At 30.0% G+C, this 16942-nt stretch carries 18 protein-coding genes; 10 read left to right on the top strand and 8 right to left on the bottom strand.

Annotated elements, in window-relative coordinates:
• The first annotated feature begins 72 nt into the window (after positions 1-72).
• From V6251_RS09885 to V6251_RS09870, 4 genes are all read left to right on the top strand, one after another.
• Positions 73-1644: a hypothetical protein gene (locus tag V6251_RS09885; RefSeq protein ID WP_341588095.1), complete on the top strand. Its 1572-nt coding sequence runs from the start codon at positions 73-75 to the stop codon at positions 1642-1644.
• 96 nt (positions 1645-1740) lie between these two features.
• The gene (locus tag V6251_RS09880) at positions 1741-1995 is read left to right on the top strand and encodes an autorepressor SdpR family transcription factor (RefSeq protein WP_145002772.1); all 255 of its coding nucleotides are present in this window, start codon (positions 1741-1743) and stop codon (positions 1993-1995) included.
• 4 nt (positions 1996-1999) lie between these two features.
• Positions 2000-2638, top strand: a complete 639-nt coding sequence (locus V6251_RS09875) for an SdpI family protein (RefSeq protein WP_341588094.1) — start codon at positions 2000-2002, stop codon at positions 2636-2638.
• A 5-nt stretch (positions 2639-2643) separates the two neighbouring features.
• Complete coding sequence (locus V6251_RS09870) at positions 2644-3750, top strand: alpha/beta hydrolase family protein (protein WP_341588093.1); 1107 nt, start codon at positions 2644-2646, stop codon at positions 3748-3750.
• Between the two features lie 45 nt (positions 3751-3795).
• On the opposite strand, the gene V6251_RS09865 is transcribed toward V6251_RS09870, so the two are convergent.
• From V6251_RS09865 to V6251_RS09855, 3 genes are all read right to left on the bottom strand, one after another.
• Positions 3796-3951, bottom strand: a complete 156-nt coding sequence (locus tag V6251_RS09865) for a hypothetical protein (protein ID WP_341588092.1) — start codon at positions 3949-3951, stop codon at positions 3796-3798.
• 176 nt (positions 3952-4127) lie between these two features.
• Complete coding sequence (gene obgE, locus V6251_RS09860) at positions 4128-5123, bottom strand: GTPase ObgE (RefSeq protein WP_341588091.1); 996 nt, start codon at positions 5121-5123, stop codon at positions 4128-4130.
• Between the two features lie 77 nt (positions 5124-5200).
• The gene (locus V6251_RS09855) at positions 5201-6316 is read right to left on the bottom strand and encodes an adenylate kinase (RefSeq protein WP_341588090.1); all 1116 of its coding nucleotides are present in this window, start codon (positions 6314-6316) and stop codon (positions 5201-5203) included.
• A 120-nt stretch (positions 6317-6436) separates the two neighbouring features.
• Between V6251_RS09855 and V6251_RS09850 the strand changes: the two genes are divergently transcribed.
• On the top strand, positions 6437-7591 hold the full coding sequence (locus tag V6251_RS09850) for a 5-(carboxyamino)imidazole ribonucleotide synthase (RefSeq protein WP_341588089.1): 1155 nt from the start codon (positions 6437-6439) through the stop codon (positions 7589-7591).
• Here V6251_RS09850 and V6251_RS09845 read toward each other — a convergent pair whose 3' ends face one another.
• The 5 genes from V6251_RS09845 to V6251_RS09825 form a co-directional block, all read right to left on the bottom strand.
• Positions 7592-9016, bottom strand: a complete 1425-nt coding sequence (locus tag V6251_RS09845; RefSeq protein WP_341588088.1) for a LytR/AlgR family response regulator transcription factor — start codon at positions 9014-9016, stop codon at positions 7592-7594.
• Positions 9017-9391: a hypothetical protein gene (locus V6251_RS09840; protein ID WP_341588087.1), complete on the bottom strand. Its 375-nt coding sequence runs from the start codon at positions 9389-9391 to the stop codon at positions 9017-9019.
• A 143-nt stretch (positions 9392-9534) separates the two neighbouring features.
• Positions 9535-10041, bottom strand: a complete 507-nt coding sequence (locus V6251_RS09835; protein WP_341588086.1) for a hypothetical protein — start codon at positions 10039-10041, stop codon at positions 9535-9537.
• Positions 10042-10047: 6 nt separating this feature from the next.
• Positions 10048-11619, bottom strand: a complete 1572-nt coding sequence (locus V6251_RS09830) for a hypothetical protein (RefSeq protein WP_341588085.1) — start codon at positions 11617-11619, stop codon at positions 10048-10050.
• 4 nt (positions 11620-11623) lie between these two features.
• On the bottom strand, positions 11624-12067 hold the full coding sequence (locus tag V6251_RS09825; protein WP_341588084.1) for a hypothetical protein: 444 nt from the start codon (positions 12065-12067) through the stop codon (positions 11624-11626).
• Positions 12068-12430: 363 nt separating this feature from the next.
• Between V6251_RS09825 and purE the strand changes: the two genes are divergently transcribed.
• The 5 genes from purE to V6251_RS09800 all read left to right on the top strand — a co-directional run bounded on the left by purE (position 12431) and on the right by V6251_RS09800 (position 16942).
• A complete protein-coding gene (gene purE / locus V6251_RS09820; RefSeq protein ID WP_341588083.1) occupies positions 12431-12913 on the top strand; it encodes a 5-(carboxyamino)imidazole ribonucleotide mutase in 483 nt (160 codons plus the stop codon).
• A gap of 548 nt (positions 12914-13461) precedes the next feature.
• The gene (locus V6251_RS09815; RefSeq protein WP_341588082.1) at positions 13462-15492 is read left to right on the top strand and encodes a M3 family metallopeptidase; all 2031 of its coding nucleotides are present in this window, start codon (positions 13462-13464) and stop codon (positions 15490-15492) included.
• 121 nt (positions 15493-15613) lie between these two features.
• Positions 15614-16117, top strand: a complete 504-nt coding sequence (locus V6251_RS09810; protein WP_028283705.1) for a GbsR/MarR family transcriptional regulator — start codon at positions 15614-15616, stop codon at positions 16115-16117.
• Between the two features lie 55 nt (positions 16118-16172).
• Complete coding sequence (locus V6251_RS09805; RefSeq protein WP_341588081.1) at positions 16173-16508, top strand: hypothetical protein; 336 nt, start codon at positions 16173-16175, stop codon at positions 16506-16508.
• Positions 16505-16942 carry a hypothetical protein gene (locus tag V6251_RS09800; protein WP_341588080.1) on the top strand — a complete coding sequence of 146 codons (438 nt, stop codon included), beginning with the start codon at positions 16505-16507 and terminating at the stop codon, positions 16940-16942. Before V6251_RS09805 ends, V6251_RS09800 begins: the two co-directional genes overlap by 4 nt.

Genomic DNA, 16942 nt, shown 5'->3' with positions numbered 1-16942 from the left:
TATAAAAAATAGATATAATAGTTTGCAAAAGGGTTAAAAATTATATTTTTAGGCCAAACTAAACTAACCATAATGAAAAAATCAGTATTACTTATTGCTTTGCTTTTTGCATTTTCAATAAGCGCACAAACCGTGAATTTAACTAAAAGTGAGATATTTAAAGACTCAAAAAAAAACAGCTCTTTAGTATTTTCTTTAGAAGATGATAATGGAGGCTTAATTACAATTAGATCTTTTTTAGGTGGCTTTATCCCTAAATTAAAAGGCTATTACATCCAACACTTTGACTCTAAATTAAAGTTAATAAAAGAGGTTGAATATGAGGTAGACAATAATTTTATTCAAAACGCTTTTATTAAAGATGGACAATTACACATTATAGAATTTGATCATGATAAAAAAGCAGATAAAATCATATTTAATGTAGTATCATCTAGCCTTAAAGACTTAAAATTTAGTAAAAAAGAACTGTTATCTTTCTCTGAAGACAACATGCAAAAGTATTTTGGAATAGGTCTTTTTCCCTTTTTTATAAATAACTTTTCTCAAATGGATGGAAACCATATGGGAGAAGTAATTATGTCTAAAAACAATGCGTTTTTTGCTATCAACTTTGACTTTAACAATAAAGATAAAGAGACCCACAAAATATTTGTTTTCAATACTAATTTTGAAAGTGTATATGATAAATTAATAGAAAAAGATATTAAAGACAAATTGTTTGAATACAATAGTATTGATGTCGATGACAAAGACGGAACCGTTTACTTTTTAGGTAAAGCTTTTGAAAACAACTCTAGAAAATCTAAGAAAAAAGGCGAAGCTAATTACCACTTTGAATTGCTAAAAGTAAATGCAAATGGGCAAAAAACAACATCGTTTAAAAAGGCAGATAAATTTATCTCGTCAATGGAGTTAATCAAAACAGAGGACAGATTATCTTGTGTTGGTTTTTACGGAGTTAAAGATCAAGGTAATTATAATGGTGTTTGTTTGTTTAATTTAAATCCAGATACGCTTGCTATGGAGACTGAAAAATTTACACCTTTCTCTGATGAGTTTATGACGGATAAATACGGTAATAAAGAAAACAGAAAAAAAAGAAAACAGAAAAAAGGTATTAAAAACATAGATTTTAAAGGCATTTTTACAATGGATAATGGTGACATTATTGTAAACGCAGAAGAGTTTTTTATTACCACACATACTTCCATGAATGGTAGTGGTGGGATGTCTACTTATACCATCTATCATTTTAATGATATTATGAGCGTTAGATTAGATAAAGATGGAGGCTTAAAATGGGCAAGAAACATCAATAAAGCACAAACAGGACTTACTAATAGCTCTTACACTTCAATTCCAGTAGGCGAAACAACTTACTTTTTTATAAACTGTTCTGATAATATTAAAAAACTTAGTGCAGACCGTATTGCTTTTAAACAAACTAAAGCTAAAAAGTCTAATCTTTACATGATATCTATTGATCAAAATGGTGCTTTTGATTTTGAAAAATTAATCGACGATAAAGACTCTAAAGTCTATTACAAGGTTAATGATGGTGTTGTAAACCTTAATGATCGCACAGTTATTTTACCAGGTAAAAAGAAAAAAAATACACGAATTTTAAAAATTAAGTTTTAATTTTTTTAAAAGATGCAGATTAAAAGCTTCCACTCTAGGAAGCTTTTTTTTTGCTATTTAAAATAATATTTAGATATTTGTCTAAATACCTAATTAGTGAATTTATTATTTAAAGCATTAAACGACGACACAAGACGTCAAATTTTAGAACTTTTAAAAGAAGATAATCTTACAGCAGGACAAATTGCTGACGCCTTTAATATTAGCAAACCTAGCATATCACATCATTTAGACATTTTAAAACGTGCCGATTTAGTAACCAGTGAAAAAAAAGGTCAGTTTGTAGAATATGCCATAAATACAACCATCCTAGAAGATGTACTCCAATGGATTATAACTTTAAAACAATAGAATTATGAATCTTAAAAAAGAATTTCCGTATATGATATTAATGGCTTTGCCATTTATATATTTAGCTTACATCTGGAATACTTTACCAGAAACAGTACCAACCCATTGGAATGCTAGTGGAGAAATTGATGGTTATGATAGTAAAAACACCTTACTATTAATTCCGTTTATGTTACCTGTTTTAGTTTATATTATAATGACCATTGCACCCAAAATTGATCCAAAAAATAAGATTGCTACAATGGGGAAAAAGTATGAGCAATTAAAATTTTTCTTAGTCTTGTTTATGTCTGTACTAGCCTTATTTATAATTTACAGCTCAAAAACACAAAGCTTTTCTAGCCCAAACATAATATACATACTACTAGGATTATTATTTGCTGGTCTTGGTAATTTTATGAAAACGGTAAAACCAAATTACTTTATTGGTATCAAAACACCTTGGACTTTAGAAAACGAAACAGTTTGGAAAAAAACGCATCTTTTAGGTGGTAAAATATGGTTTGTTGGTGGTTTACTAATTGTTTGCATGAGCTTAATCTTTACAGCACAAACAGCAGCTACGTTATTTGTCATAATAGCTGTATTAATTACCATAATACCGTTAGTGCATTCTTATATTGAATTTAAAAAAATAAAATAGTTATTATGAAGTATTTAAATAACCTATCAGTTGCGCTGTTTATATTATTTACAAGTTTGATTGTTGCACAAACCGAAAAACCTCAGACACCAAAAGCACCTTTTAACTATAAAATTGAAGACGTTACTTTTATTAACACAGCAGCAGACAGCATAGTGTTAGCTGGCACATTAACGTTACCTCAAGATACTATCAATCCTCCTGTCGCCATTTTAATTAATGGTTCAGGTGCACATGATAGAGATTGCGACATCATGGGTCACAAATCGTTTTGGGTAATTGCAGATTATTTAACCAATAACGGAATTGCTGTTTTACGTTATGACGAACGTGGTACAGCACAATCTGAAGGCGATTTTAGCACAGCTACCACCTTTGATTTAGCTAAAGATGTTGAAGCTGGTATTAATTTTTTAAAATCACGTACAGATATTGATGCATCAAAAATTGGATTAATTGGTCATAGCGAAGGCGGATTAATTGCACCAATAGTAGCATCTACCAATACAAATGTGGCTTTTATTGTCATGCTTGCTGGTACAGGTGTTAGTGGACAGGAAGTACTACAGTCACAAAGCAAAAAAATTGCAGAACTACAAGGGACTACTAAAGAAGGCATTGCTTTTAACCACCAATTAACAACTGTTGCTTATGATGCTTTATACACTGAAACTGAAATGGATAAACAAAAAGCTGCTATAACCTTAGCTTTAGAAAACTATAAAAAACAATTAGAAGCAGATCAAAGTCCGTTTGCGGTTTATGTAAATAATATAGTAATTAAGCAATTAGCTTCACAATTAACTAATCCTTGGCTTTATGCGTTTATTACATTAGACCCTAAAGCATATTTAGAAAAAGTTACGTGTCCTGTTTTGGTCCTTAACGGAACTAAAGATGTACAAGTATTACCAGAAATAAATTTACCTGCCATTAAAAAACACCTTGAGACTGCTAAGAATAATGATGTAACTATACATGAAATTGAAGGTTTAAATCATTTATTTCAAACTGCAAAAACGGGAAATATTAATGAGTATGCTAAAATTGAGGAAACTTTTTCTCCTGTTGCTTTAAAATTAATATCAGATTGGATTCATGCTAGATTTTAGTCCACTTTAATTTTACATTATAGGGTAAAAACCAATAGTAGGAATCTAAAATTTATCTGCCATTTTGCTTAATAACACAAACATTGCAATGGTTATTGTTATTAATAGGATAAACTCGAATTGCGGAAATTGTTTAGATATTAATCCTGCTACCAAAATGCTAATAAAAAAACGAATAGCTACATTTTTTATAATGTTCATTAAAATAACATTTAACTATATGAAGTAATCTTAGTGTTTAAGATAATGGTTGGCTTTGCGTTAAGGATGGAAATGACATCCTTTTTTTGCTGCCATATATGGCAAAAAAAGATATAATGGACAGCCTGACCCACTTTTGCTACTTAAAAGCAAAAGTGGGTAACGCCCAAAATAATTTAGTTAAGCATTTTCCATAGTGTGTCTTTCAACTCGGTTAAACCTTGTTGTGCTACACTTGATATAAATTGGTAAGGAATTGGAAGTGTTTTATCCAATTCGGCTTTCAGTTCTGCTTTAAGCTCGTCGTCCAACATGTCTGACTTAGAGATGGCAATCATACGATCTTTGTCTAACATTTCTGGATTGTAACGTCTTAACTCGTCCAACAAAATCTCATACTGTGCCTTAATATCTGGCGCATCTGCTGGAATTAAAAATAGTAAAATCGAGTTACGCTCTATGTGACGTAAAAAGTAATACCCTAATCCTTTACCTTCTGCTGCACCTTCAATAATCCCAGGAATATCAGCCATTACAAAAGTTTGAAAATCTCTGTATTTTACAATTCCAAGGTTAGGTTTAAGTGTTGTAAACTCGTAATCTGCAATTTTTGGTTTTGCTGAGGTTACTACAGATAGTAATGTGGATTTTCCTGCATTTGGAAATCCAACTAAACCTACATCTGCTAAAACTTTAAGTTCTAGGGTTATAAATTTTTCTTCTAATGGTATTCCTGGTTGTGCATATCGTGGTGTTTGGTTAGTAGATGTTTTAAAGTGCCAGTTACCTAGACCACCTTTTCCACCTTCTGCCACAATACGCTCTTCTCCATCCTCAGTGATTTCAAAAAGGATTTCGTTAGTTTCTGTATCTCTAACGACAGTACCTAAAGGTACGTCTGCGTACATGTCTTCTCCATCTTCTCCAGAGCTTCTACTTTTACTACCATGTCCACCATGTCCTGCTCTAATATGTCTTTTAAATTTTAGATGCAATAGTGTCCAAAGGTTAGAGTTACCTCTTAATATAACGTGTCCTCCACGTCCACCATCTCCTCCATCTGGTCCACCTTTTGTAATAAATTTTTCGCGATGTAAATGCACAGATCCTTTTCCTCCGTTACCGGAAGAGACATGCATTTTTACGTAGTCTACAAAATTTCCCTCAGTCATAATTTAGTTAAAAATTTAAAACGTTAACAGCTAAAAGTTTTCACTAATATATATTAACTCAAACACGTTTGTTTGTATTACAATTTGTCAATTACAGTGTTTAAGCGTTTGGTAATATCTTCTATACCACCAATACCATCTACTCCAAAATATTTATTTTGTGCTGCGTAGTAGTCTTTTAAAATTGCAGTTTCGTTGTAATAAACTTTAATTCTATTTCTAATAATAGACTCGTCAGAGTCATCTTTTCTTCCACTAGTTTTACCACGTTCTAATAAACGTTGTACTAACACCTCATCCTCTACTTCTAAAGCTACCATTGCACTAACTTCAGAGTCTTTACTTGCCATAATTTTATCTAAAGCTATAGCTTGTGTTTCGTTTCTTGGAAAACCATCAAAAATAAAACCTTTAGCTCCTGCATTACGCTCTACCTCTGCCTCTAACATATCAATAGTTACTTGATCTGGTACTAAATGCCCTTTGTCCATGTAAGACTTAGCTAGTGTACCTAAAGCAGTTTCGTTTTTGATATTGTATCTAAATACATCTCCTGTAGATATGTGTACTAGATCATATTTTTCTTTTAAAAAATTAGCTTGAGTTCCTTTTCCTGCACCTGGAGGTCCAAATAGCACTAAATTAGTCATGTGTTGTGTTGTTTTTAGTTGGTATACTGCTGGCAAATCGCGACCTAATCCATCATAATCTAGACCGTAGCCTACTATAAATTTATTAGGAATCTCTATACCAACATAGTGTAATTTAAAGTCTTTTTTATAAGCTTCCGGTTTGTAAAACAGTGTTGCGATTAACAATTGTTTTACGTTTTCGGATTTAAAAATGCGGTGTACTTCTTCTAACGTGTTTCCTGTGTCAATAATATCTTCTAGGATAACTACAGTGCGTCCTGTTAAATCTTGTGTTAAACCAATTAAGCGTTGTATATCCTCTGTAGATTTTACACCTTCATAAGAGGCTAATTTAATAAAAGTTACCTCACATGGTTTTGGATATTTTTTCACAAAATCACTTACAATCATAAACGATCCATTTAAAATCCCAACAAAAACTGGGACTTCGTCTCCTAAATCGTGAGCGACTTGATTAGCCATTCTTGTTACAGCATCATCTAATTCTTGTTCAGAAATAAATGGTTTAAACTGTTTGTCGTGAAGCGTAATAGTTTGCATTTTATAAATTTAAAGCGCAAATATACGCATTTGTGACTGCTTAACAGATATTTGAATTCGATTTTTAGGTCCTGTTTTGGTTTTAAAATGTATTTTTGTGGCTAACACGATTTATGACCAATGAATTATTTTTCTTCAGACTTTAAATTAGGTATTTTAGGTGGTGGCCAATTAGGCAAAATGCTACTTTATAATACTAGAAAATTTGATATTTACACTTGTATTTTAGATAATAGTAATGAGGCACCAAGTCGTATGGCTTGTAATGAGTTTACTAAAGGTGACTTGATGGATTTTGATACTGTTTATAATTTTGGTAAACAGGTTAACGTCTTAACCATCGAGATTGAAAATGTAAATGTCGCTGCACTTGAAAAATTAGAGAATGAAGGTATTACTGTTTACCCATCGTCAAAAACTTTAAGACGCATACAAAATAAAGCGACTCAAAAATTATTTTATCAAGACCATAATTTACCAACTGCACCTTTTAGCAGGTTTGCTTATGTGTCTGAGATTGAAGACGCTATTGATAATGGTGGTTTAAACTTACCATTTGTATGGAAAGCTGCACAATTTGGTTATGATGGTAATGGTGTAAAAATAGTAAGATCCATTGCGGATTTAAAAGATTTGCCTAAAGGCGAATGCATAGCAGAACAATTAATTCCGTTTAAAAATGAATTAGCTGTAATTGTTGCTAGAAGTGCTAATGGCGAAATGAAAACCTATCCTGTGGTAGAAATGGAGTTTCATCCAGAAGCTAACCAAGTAGAATATGTTATTTGTCCTGCAAGAATAAGTGCAGAAGTTGCTAAAAAAGCGCAAGATATTGCATTAAAAACATCTGAAGCTTTTAATCACGTTGGTTTATTAGCTGTTGAGTTATTTCAAACCGAAGATGATAAAATACTAATTAACGAAGTTGCACCAAGACCACATAATTCTGGTCACCAAACGATTGAAGGGAGTTACACGTCTCAATTTGAGCAACATGTTCGTGCTATTTTAGGATTACCTTTAGGTAAAACTGAGAATAAAGTGGCAAGTGTTATGGTTAATCTTGTTGGTGCTGAAGGCTATACAGGTCAAGTACACTACAAAAACATAGAATCTATAATGGCTATGGATGGTGTGACACCTCATATTTATGGTAAAAAAGAAACGCGACCATTTAGAAAAATGGGTCATGTTACCATTGTAGATGAGGACTTAAATACAGCACGTCAAATTGCTGAAAAGGTTAAAAATAGCATTGAAGTGATAAGTTTATAACTAAAATTTAAACCCACGAGAAAGCGGAATATCTTGACCATTTGTCATAATAACCTCCATGCTATTATACTGCTTGATATAATTTTTATTAATTATATAAGAGCGATGACATTTAACAAAGTTAGGTGGTAATTGTTTTTCAATTTCCGAAATTTTACCTCTTACAAATTCCTTTTTGGAAGTCGTGTAAAGGTTTAGATAATGCCCATCAGATTTGACGTAAATTAATGCTTCAAGATAAACTTTGGATTTGTTTTTAAGTAAAATAAAGTCATTAGTAACGATAGACTTTACGGTTTCTAACTCGTGTTTTGTCTTTTTATTTTCTATGCTTAGAGATTGATTTTCTTTATTTAGCAGCTTTTTTGTTTTGTCTGATTTTTTCCATCGTACAAAAGAATAAAGCGCTAACAAAAACACTAAAAACAATAATACACTATAGACTATTTTGTTAGTATTAAATGTCTTTTTAAAAGATGACAACTCCTCTATTTTTTTATCTTTTTCTTTAGTTTGGTAGGCAACGTCAATCTCGTAAAAATTACTGTTTTTACTAAAATCACTTATTACATTATCTAACTTATAATACAAATCATCTTGGTGTTTTAAATTTACAGAATCTTTTAACCCATAGTAGGCATTACCTTTATTACTTGCTATAATTCTGGCTATTTTGATATTGTATTTGCTATTAGGTATACTTTCTATTAGATCAAAGTAACTTAATGCTTTTGTATAATTTTTCTGTTTATTTTCATTTACTCCAAGATTAATAAGACAATACACTTGTCTTAGATAATCTTTATTTTGTTTAGCCAAGTCTAAGGCATGAAATAAATTACTTTCTGCAATCTTAAAATTATTTATTTTGGTGTTTAGGTTACCTTCATTTAATAAAATTACAGACCTAAACGTGCTATTTGATTGGTAATAATTTGTTTTTTTTATACCATTAATTATTTCTTTTGCTTTGTCTAATTTTAAGCTATCAATAAAATAGTCTTTGAATCGTTCGTTTTCTATTTTAGCTAACCATTTATCGTTAGTTTCATTAATGGTTCGTTGTTTTAAAAGCTCTAGAAAGTAGCGTCTATCTTTTTCATAATTATACTTACTAGATTCGGTTGTGTGTAACGAAAATAGCAACTCATTAAAAGCATCGTCGGATAACGTTAGCTTTTTAAATTCTTTATCAAAAACCTTATAATAAGCTGCATAAGCAGAATCCTCGCAGTTAATTCTTTTATAAATTTCGGCAATTTCAAGCTGCTTTTTAGGATTAAAAGAACGTCCTATTTGTTGTTGTTTTAAAGACACTATTTGTTGTAATTCTTTCTCATAAAAATACTCGTATGAAATAGAATCTTGTGGATTTTGTTGCGCTAAAACAAATTGTGCGAATAGTATGAAAATTAGTTTTTTCAATTAATTAGAACAACTTATCACTCCAACGACTCCGCCATTACCAGACTCTCTAGGCTCCTCAAAATTTATACTAGTGTTTTCAGGTTTGAAAAGAGCGTTATCGTTATAAAGAGCTATATCAACGTCCATTCCTTCCTTTAAATCTTTATTGACAAATGTGCTCTTAATTATCTTTTTGACATTACCACCAACACCTATTCTACTTCCATCAACTGTTTCAATAAAAAGCACTAGGTGTCTTTCATTTTTACTGTCTAAAAAAGTGATATACTCTTTACAGTTTATATCAACTTCGACTGGGATATTCAGTTCAATTGTAAAATTAACATCACTATCTTTTAAACATACTTCTACTTTTGCTTTAAATTGAGTCATTTTTTTAGTTTTGATGGTTAGATTTTAAATATAATAAATATTTGCTTTTTTATCACGCTTGTGACTTATTTACAATATTTTAACTACGCTTTTGAGGTAACAACAGTACTTTTTAATTGTAACCCAATTAGTACTATGCTTTATCAATAACAAGGTAGATTAAAGTCAAAATCTAAACGACTTATTTTTATAATTTTCTTTTCTCTGTTGTTATGATTTGTGTTATTAAACACTGCCATAGCATTTGTTATACCACGTTTAGCATCACTATAATTTTCTGAAGCTGTATCATTTTTTTTATTAAAAAAATAACACATGTGTGTAAAACCGCTTAAACCACCATAATTGACAAACTTATTAGCGCCTTTAATTGTGCTTGCATAATTAGCCTCTATGTAAGCTTCAAAATCTTCATTAAACTTAAAAGAATCAGATTTTTCAACACTATTACATAATTTGATAGCATCTGTAATAAATAAGTATTCTGTATTATCCTTAACGTATATTTTCATTCCGTAAAACGCTGTAATTTCTTTTTGACTGTCAGTCCACGGAAACATGGCACTACCTGTCTCTTGCTTAGATTGTGCGATGCTAGCAAAACTTAAAGTAAGTATAAATAGTGTTGCAAATAGTTTAATAGTTTTCATAGTTAATTATTTTGATTTTGTGTATATTTCAAAAGGTATTCCAACGCGTAATCTGGCGGTAAAATCGTTGTTTATTTTAGTATTGTAAATAGCATTGTCAAAACCGATATCAATACCTAGCACAACACCTTTGCCTTCTTTTCCTGTCGCTTTAAAAATTGGTCCTACTAAAGCTGTAAAATTGTTTTTATAAAAAACATTTTCGGGTTTATTTATTAAGTAATTATGGCTAAGATTTAAATTTATTCCAAACTTTTGGTTTGATCCAAAAAACATAGCTCCATAAGCACTAAAACTTCCATAAGTAAGTGATTTATCTATTGCATTAAAATCACCTTTTAACGTATTCTCTTCACTATTACTTTCATCAATTACATTTTGATTTTCATCTATTTTAGGTGTTCCATTTAATAAATTAGAACTTAAAAATGATCCACTATGCAATGCTGTTCCCGCTTTAAAAAACATTAAATTTCTCCTACTTTTTTTAGTGAAATTATAATTAATCTGTGTAGAGAGTTTTAATTTATTTTGAGATTTATCAAACTTTAAACTATCATTTAAGGCTACATATAATGTATTATCGATATTAGCTTCTTCAAACTTATAGGTTGCATTGGTTAAAGTAAAATCTCCATCAAACCAATGCAATGAATAACCATAAGTAATATCATGTTTTTTATCAAAAGCTGTTAACTCTTCAATAATATAATCTATAGCTTTATTAAACGCAGTACTTCCTGATTTTTCTAACTCGTTTAAAGCTCTTTGGTTTTCCAAAATAAATACAGAATCAGGTAAAACGTCTGGATTATAAAGTAAATTATTGTAGTAATCCGTTAAAGTAAAATTTGGATTCACATTTTTAAACACAGAATTAAATGTATCTATTTCATTTTTAATTGCATTTAAACTATCTTTTTTGTGATAATAAGTTGCTTTACTTTTATCCAATTCACTAATTAAAGATTCAATTAATTCTAATTTTTTAGCATAGGATATCTTAATCTTTATTAAAGAATCAACAAATTTTAATCGCTTTAAGCTAACTTTTTCTGCTTCATTATCAATATAAGAAGTCGAAGAGTTTTGACGCTTATAAATGTAACCCAAGGTTGCACCAACACCACTACTCCAAGTATTATCATCATACAAGTTAAATGGAGATGATGATCCCTTTGCATGAATACCTACTTTTAAGAAATGACTATATGATGCACTTAGTTTAGAAATACTATTAACAGACACTGTTTCTTTAGAGTCATTTTTTTGGTAACCTATAGCAGATCCATTTGAAGCTACATCCGAATTAGCAAGTACAACTGTATTAAATATTTTATTAATATTTTCATTTAACAATTGAGGTTGTATAGCAATACCATTAGAGTTTTTACCAAAATCATATTCTGAAACTTTAAAAAGTAACAGTTTTTCATATTTAGAAACAACAGTATTGGTAAGTGGTATTTTATATAATTTTACATTTTCGATAGGTGTATTATTATTGTCTTGCGCAAAAGCAAAAGCACCATAAAAGAAAATAAATGATATTAGATTTAATATTTTTAGCTCTTTCATCTTCCTAAAATTTAATATCATCAAAGGTTGTATCTCTATTAGCATATCCTAATTTTAATAAATGCTTTACTGCTCTTACAGTTTTAGGAATAGCGCTACTAAATAAAAAGTAATTTCTATAAAAAGTTTCATCATCAGAACCTACACAAGTGATAGATTCTGTTTTAAATTTCACTTTAACATAATTTTTTTCTTTATGGTCAGTTATCGTATACTCTTTATTCATATTGACAGAATATTTTAAGACACCATTTTCAACATCAAAAAATATTTCAATAGCATTTTTAGACTCATTATAAGCTATGTTTTTATACTTCCAATCACTCATACAAGGCAAGTCGGTTATATTAGCATTTAAATAACTAAGTGTTTGCTCCATTGTAGGTTCTTGTCCAATTGCAGCTGTAATAGTAAAAAGCGTTAATCCTATTAAAATTAATTTTTTCATTTTTCTTGTTTTAAGGTTGATAGTTATTTATTGTAGTGTGTTAGATTTAATTATGGTGTGACATTTGGTTTTGACGATTTCTAAAAGAAATTTTAGAATCAGATTTTTAACTATTTTAAATAAAACCCAATACCAGAAATCAAGTAAAGGGTTTTATTATTATTGATTAATAGCAATTCAAAACTGCAATAAAATCAAGGTGTATAAAAATAAATGTCGTGAAATGCATGTTATATGTCATGAATAGCAGACACACTTTTTGTAAATGATTAAGAAGCGGAAATAATCATAAATTTGACATTAATTTAAAGTACTAAAAAACGTACTTTTGCAAAACAACTAAATTTTGAAACAACACAATTTATGAGCAAAGTAGCAGTAATAATGGGAAGCAATAGTGATATGCCAGTCATGCAAGACGCTATTGATATATTAAAAGAATTTAAAATAGATATAGAAGTTGATATTGTATCAGCACATCGTACACCAGAAAAACTATTTTATTTTAGTAAAAACGCTCATAAAAGAGGCATTAGCGTCATTATTGCTGGTGCAGGTGGTGCAGCACATTTACCAGGTATGGTAGCTTCTTTAAGTCCATTACCAATTATTGGAGTACCAGTAAAAAGTAGTAATTCTATAGATGGATGGGACTCGGTATTATCCATACTACAAATGCCAGGAGGTGTTCCTGTTGCTACTGTTGCATTAAATGGAGCAAAAAACGCAGGAATATTAGCTGCACAAATCATAGGAGCATCTGATGCATTAGTATTGGATAAAATTATAGCTTACAAAGAAGCTTTAAAAGTAAAAGTAGAGCAAGCTTCAAAAGATATTAAATAGCTAAAAATAGAAAACCCCAACTAGGTTGGGGCTTTCAATCGCTATTAATCTTTCTATATGTGGACATATATATTCTCACATCAAAAAAACTTATGTCAAAGTTGCAACTTAAGCCTCTATATATACAATTAACAACCAATAAAATTAGAGGTTTCGACAAACAACACTTTTATCGGTTTAACAATAGTTTAGAATAAAAAAAGCCCCAAACATAAGTCTGAGGCTTCCATCGCTATTATTTTCTATTTATGAGAATGTATACTCATATCCAAAAAACAGTTGCAAAAAAGTATGTTTTCTTACAAAACCAACCAACATTTTGTATTATTTTAGAATATTAGTTAAAGAGTCTTAATAAATCGTTAAATAACAAAATATAAAAAAAAAAGCCTCAGACATGTCTGAGGCTTTTTATCGCTATTAATCAATAATTTTTATGTGAGTAACCAACTCACGGGAAAAAATCATTTGCAAAAATAAACATTTAAATAATTAATATGCAATAAAAATATTAATTTTAACATCAAAAATTTTACTATAACGTTATAATGAATACACTTTTAAACAATTTTAGCACAAAATTTAACACTCCACCTTTTCATTCTATAAAAAATGAGGACTTTAAACCTGCCATTTTAAAACTAATTGAGGATACTAAATTAGAGATAGAGACAATTATAAACACTACTGACGCTCCTACTTTTAAAAACACAATCGAAGCTTTAGAGTTTTCTGGACAACAACTAGATCGTGTAACCAGTATATTTTTTAATCTTAACTCGGCAGAAACTAATGATGAACTTCAAAAAATAGCACAGGACATCTCTCCTATTTTAACCGAGTTTGGTAATGATATAACATTAAACGAAGCGTTATTTAAAAAAGTAAAACACGTTTACGACAGTAAAGATAGTCTTGATTTAAATATAGAACAAACTACACTATTGGATAAAAAATATAAAAGCTTTTCTAGAAATGGAGCAAATCTTCCTGAAGATAAAAAGCAAAAACTAAGAGCTATTGACAAACAATTAGCTAGTTTAAAATTAAAGTTTGGAGAAAACATTTTAGCAGAAACCAATGTTTTTGAAATGCTAATCACCAATGAAGCTGATTTATCAGGATTACCAGAAGGTGCAATTGAAGCTGCAAAACAATTAGCTGAGTCTAAAAACAAAGTGGGTTATTTAATAACTTTAGATTACCCAAGTTATATACCATTTATGACGTATGCAGATAATAGAGCATTACGTAAAAAATTAGCGCTAGCTTTTGGAGCCAAAGGATTTAATAATGACAAATTAGATAACCAACAAAACGTTTTAGACATTGCTAGACTGCGTTTTGAACGTGCTAATTTATTAGGCTATGACACACATGCACATTTTGTTTTAGAAGAACGTATGGCTCAAACACCAGAAAAAGTAAACACCTTTTTACAAGACTTATTAGTTAAAGCAAAACCTGCTGCTTTACGTGAGTTTGCAGAATTAGAAGATTTTGCAAAAGAACTTGATAACTTAGATCGATTAGAAAAATGGGATGCTGCTTACTATTCTGAAAAATTAAAACAAAAACTATTTAATTTAGATGACGAGCAACTTAAACCATACTTTAAATTAGAAAATGTTATTGATGGCGCCTTTCAAGTTGCAAATAAATTATTTGGACTTCAGTTTAAAAAAATTGATACAATAGATAAGTACCATGAAGATGTTATGACCTATGAAGTTTTAGATGAAAACAATCAATTAGTCTCCATATTTTATGCTGATTTTTTCCCTAGAGCAGGAAAAAGAAATGGTGCATGGATGACATCCTTCAAACCACAATTTATTAAAGATGGCATTAACCAAAGACCACAAATATCTAACGTATGCAACTTTACAAAACCAACTAAAAGCAAACCGTCATTACTAACCTTTAATGAAGTTACTACATTATTTCACGAGTTTGGTCATGGATTACATGGTATGTTAGCCAACACAACTTACCCAAGTTTATCTGGTACAAGTGTGTTTTGGGATTTTGTAGAGTTACCTAGCCAAGTTTTAGAAAACTGGTGTTATGAGAAAGAAGCTTTAGAATTATTTGCTAAACATTACCAAACTGGAGAAATCATTCCAATGGATTTAGTCCAAAAAATTAAAGAAAGTGCCACATTTCAAGAAGGAATGCAAACCCTTAGACAACTAAGTTTTGGTTTATTAGACATGAGTTGGCATGGTATAAACCCAACAGATATTACTAATGTTAAACAACATGAAAACAAAACCTTTAAGGACACAAACCTATATCCTGATGTTAAACAGAATTGTATGAGTACTGCTTTTGCGCATATTTTTCAAGGTGGTTACTCCTCTGGATATTATAGCTACAAATGGGCAGAAGTCTTAGATGCAGATGCGTTTGACTACTTTAAAGAAAAAGGTATATTTAATAAAGAAGTAGCGACAAAATTTAAAGACAATGTATTATCTCAAGGTGGTACAGATAACCCAATGGTATTATACAAACGTTTTAGAGGTCAAGAACCTAAACCTGAGGCACTATTAAAACGCGCAGGACTAATAAAGTAATTTAGTTATCATAATTTAAAATCTGCCATTCTTGACTACGTTTAAGAATGGCTTTTTTTTGTTTAAATAATAAACTTTCAATAATTACTGAAAGTTTAAAAATTATTAATATATTTGTGTCATGGAATATCAAGAAGCAAAAGATAAGTTTATTAGCACATGGGGAAGTTTAGGCTCTCTTTGGGGAATAAATAAAGCAATGGCGCAAATACAAGCGCTTCTTTTTATTTCTACCAAACCATTATCTATGGAAGAGATTATGGAAGATCTTAAAATCTCTAGAGGAAATACTAGTATGAATTTAAGACAATTGATGGATTGGGGAATTGTAACCAAAACATTAGTGGCTGGAGAACGTAAAGAGTTTTTTACTACTGAAAAAGATGTACAAGAATTAGCTAGGATTGTTGCTGTGGAACGTAGTAGAAGAGAAATTAAACCTGTAGTCAAAGTTTTAGATGAAGTTTCAAGCATTAAAGATGATGGCACTGCAAAAACTAAAGAGCTAATCAAACAGACAAAAGCACTTCACGAGTTAACAGAAACTATGGACGTGATGATAAATAAATTAGTAAATCAAAAACAAAACTGGATTACTAAATCTTTACTTAAACTATTTAAATAAAAAAATTTAAAACTAACTTTCAATAATTATTGAAAGTTTTAAACACTTAATAACTATGAAAACAGTATTTAACATCAACAAATTTCTAGTCATTGCTACTACCATTTTATATTTAACCTTTTATCTAGGATTATATGCTCAAATATTACTTGGTGCTGTTCAATTAATAAGTGCGTTAGGTATCCTTTTTCTGTGGAAACAGTATAATAACAAACAACAAAAGCATATTACATTGTATTGGATATTAACACTGTGTTATGGTTTAGGTTGGTTAATCGTTAAAGATTTAAATGGATTATTCCTAGTTGTTTTACTTATAATCATAATTCCAATGAGTCTTGCATATTATTTTACATGGATATTAAATTATCTAAAAAAAACTGAACTATGAAATATCAAATTCCTAATTGGCTAATAATACTTGGAGGATGTGGTCAGATATTTACAGCTTTAATATATCCATATATAAGACACCAAGTATTTGATTGGTACAATGATGTTAAACAACTTAAACCTTTAAATCAAGAAATAGCAAAAACATATGGTCGTTATATACAAGGTTTAAATTTTTGTTTTGGATTGATTGCAATACTAATACCTACAGATTTAAAAAACGGAAGTCATTTAGCTTTAGCACTAACCACTTTAATAGGCATGTATTGGGTAGGTAAAGTGGCCACTCAAATTGCATATTACCCTATGTATCAGATTCCGCAGAAAATAATTTTTAAAACAGGAAGTTATTTCATGAACACACTATTTGTAAGCTTTGCAATAATTTATACGTGGCTATTTATGTTAAACCTCCAGACAATTATAAACTAA

The organism is Olleya sp. Ti.3.14 (assembly GCF_038154885.1).
In the GTDB taxonomy this organism is placed as follows: domain Bacteria; phylum Bacteroidota; class Bacteroidia; order Flavobacteriales; family Flavobacteriaceae; genus Olleya.
The sequence above is the reverse complement of the archived record's forward strand: the minus strand, read 5'-3'. Positions and strand labels throughout refer to the sequence as shown.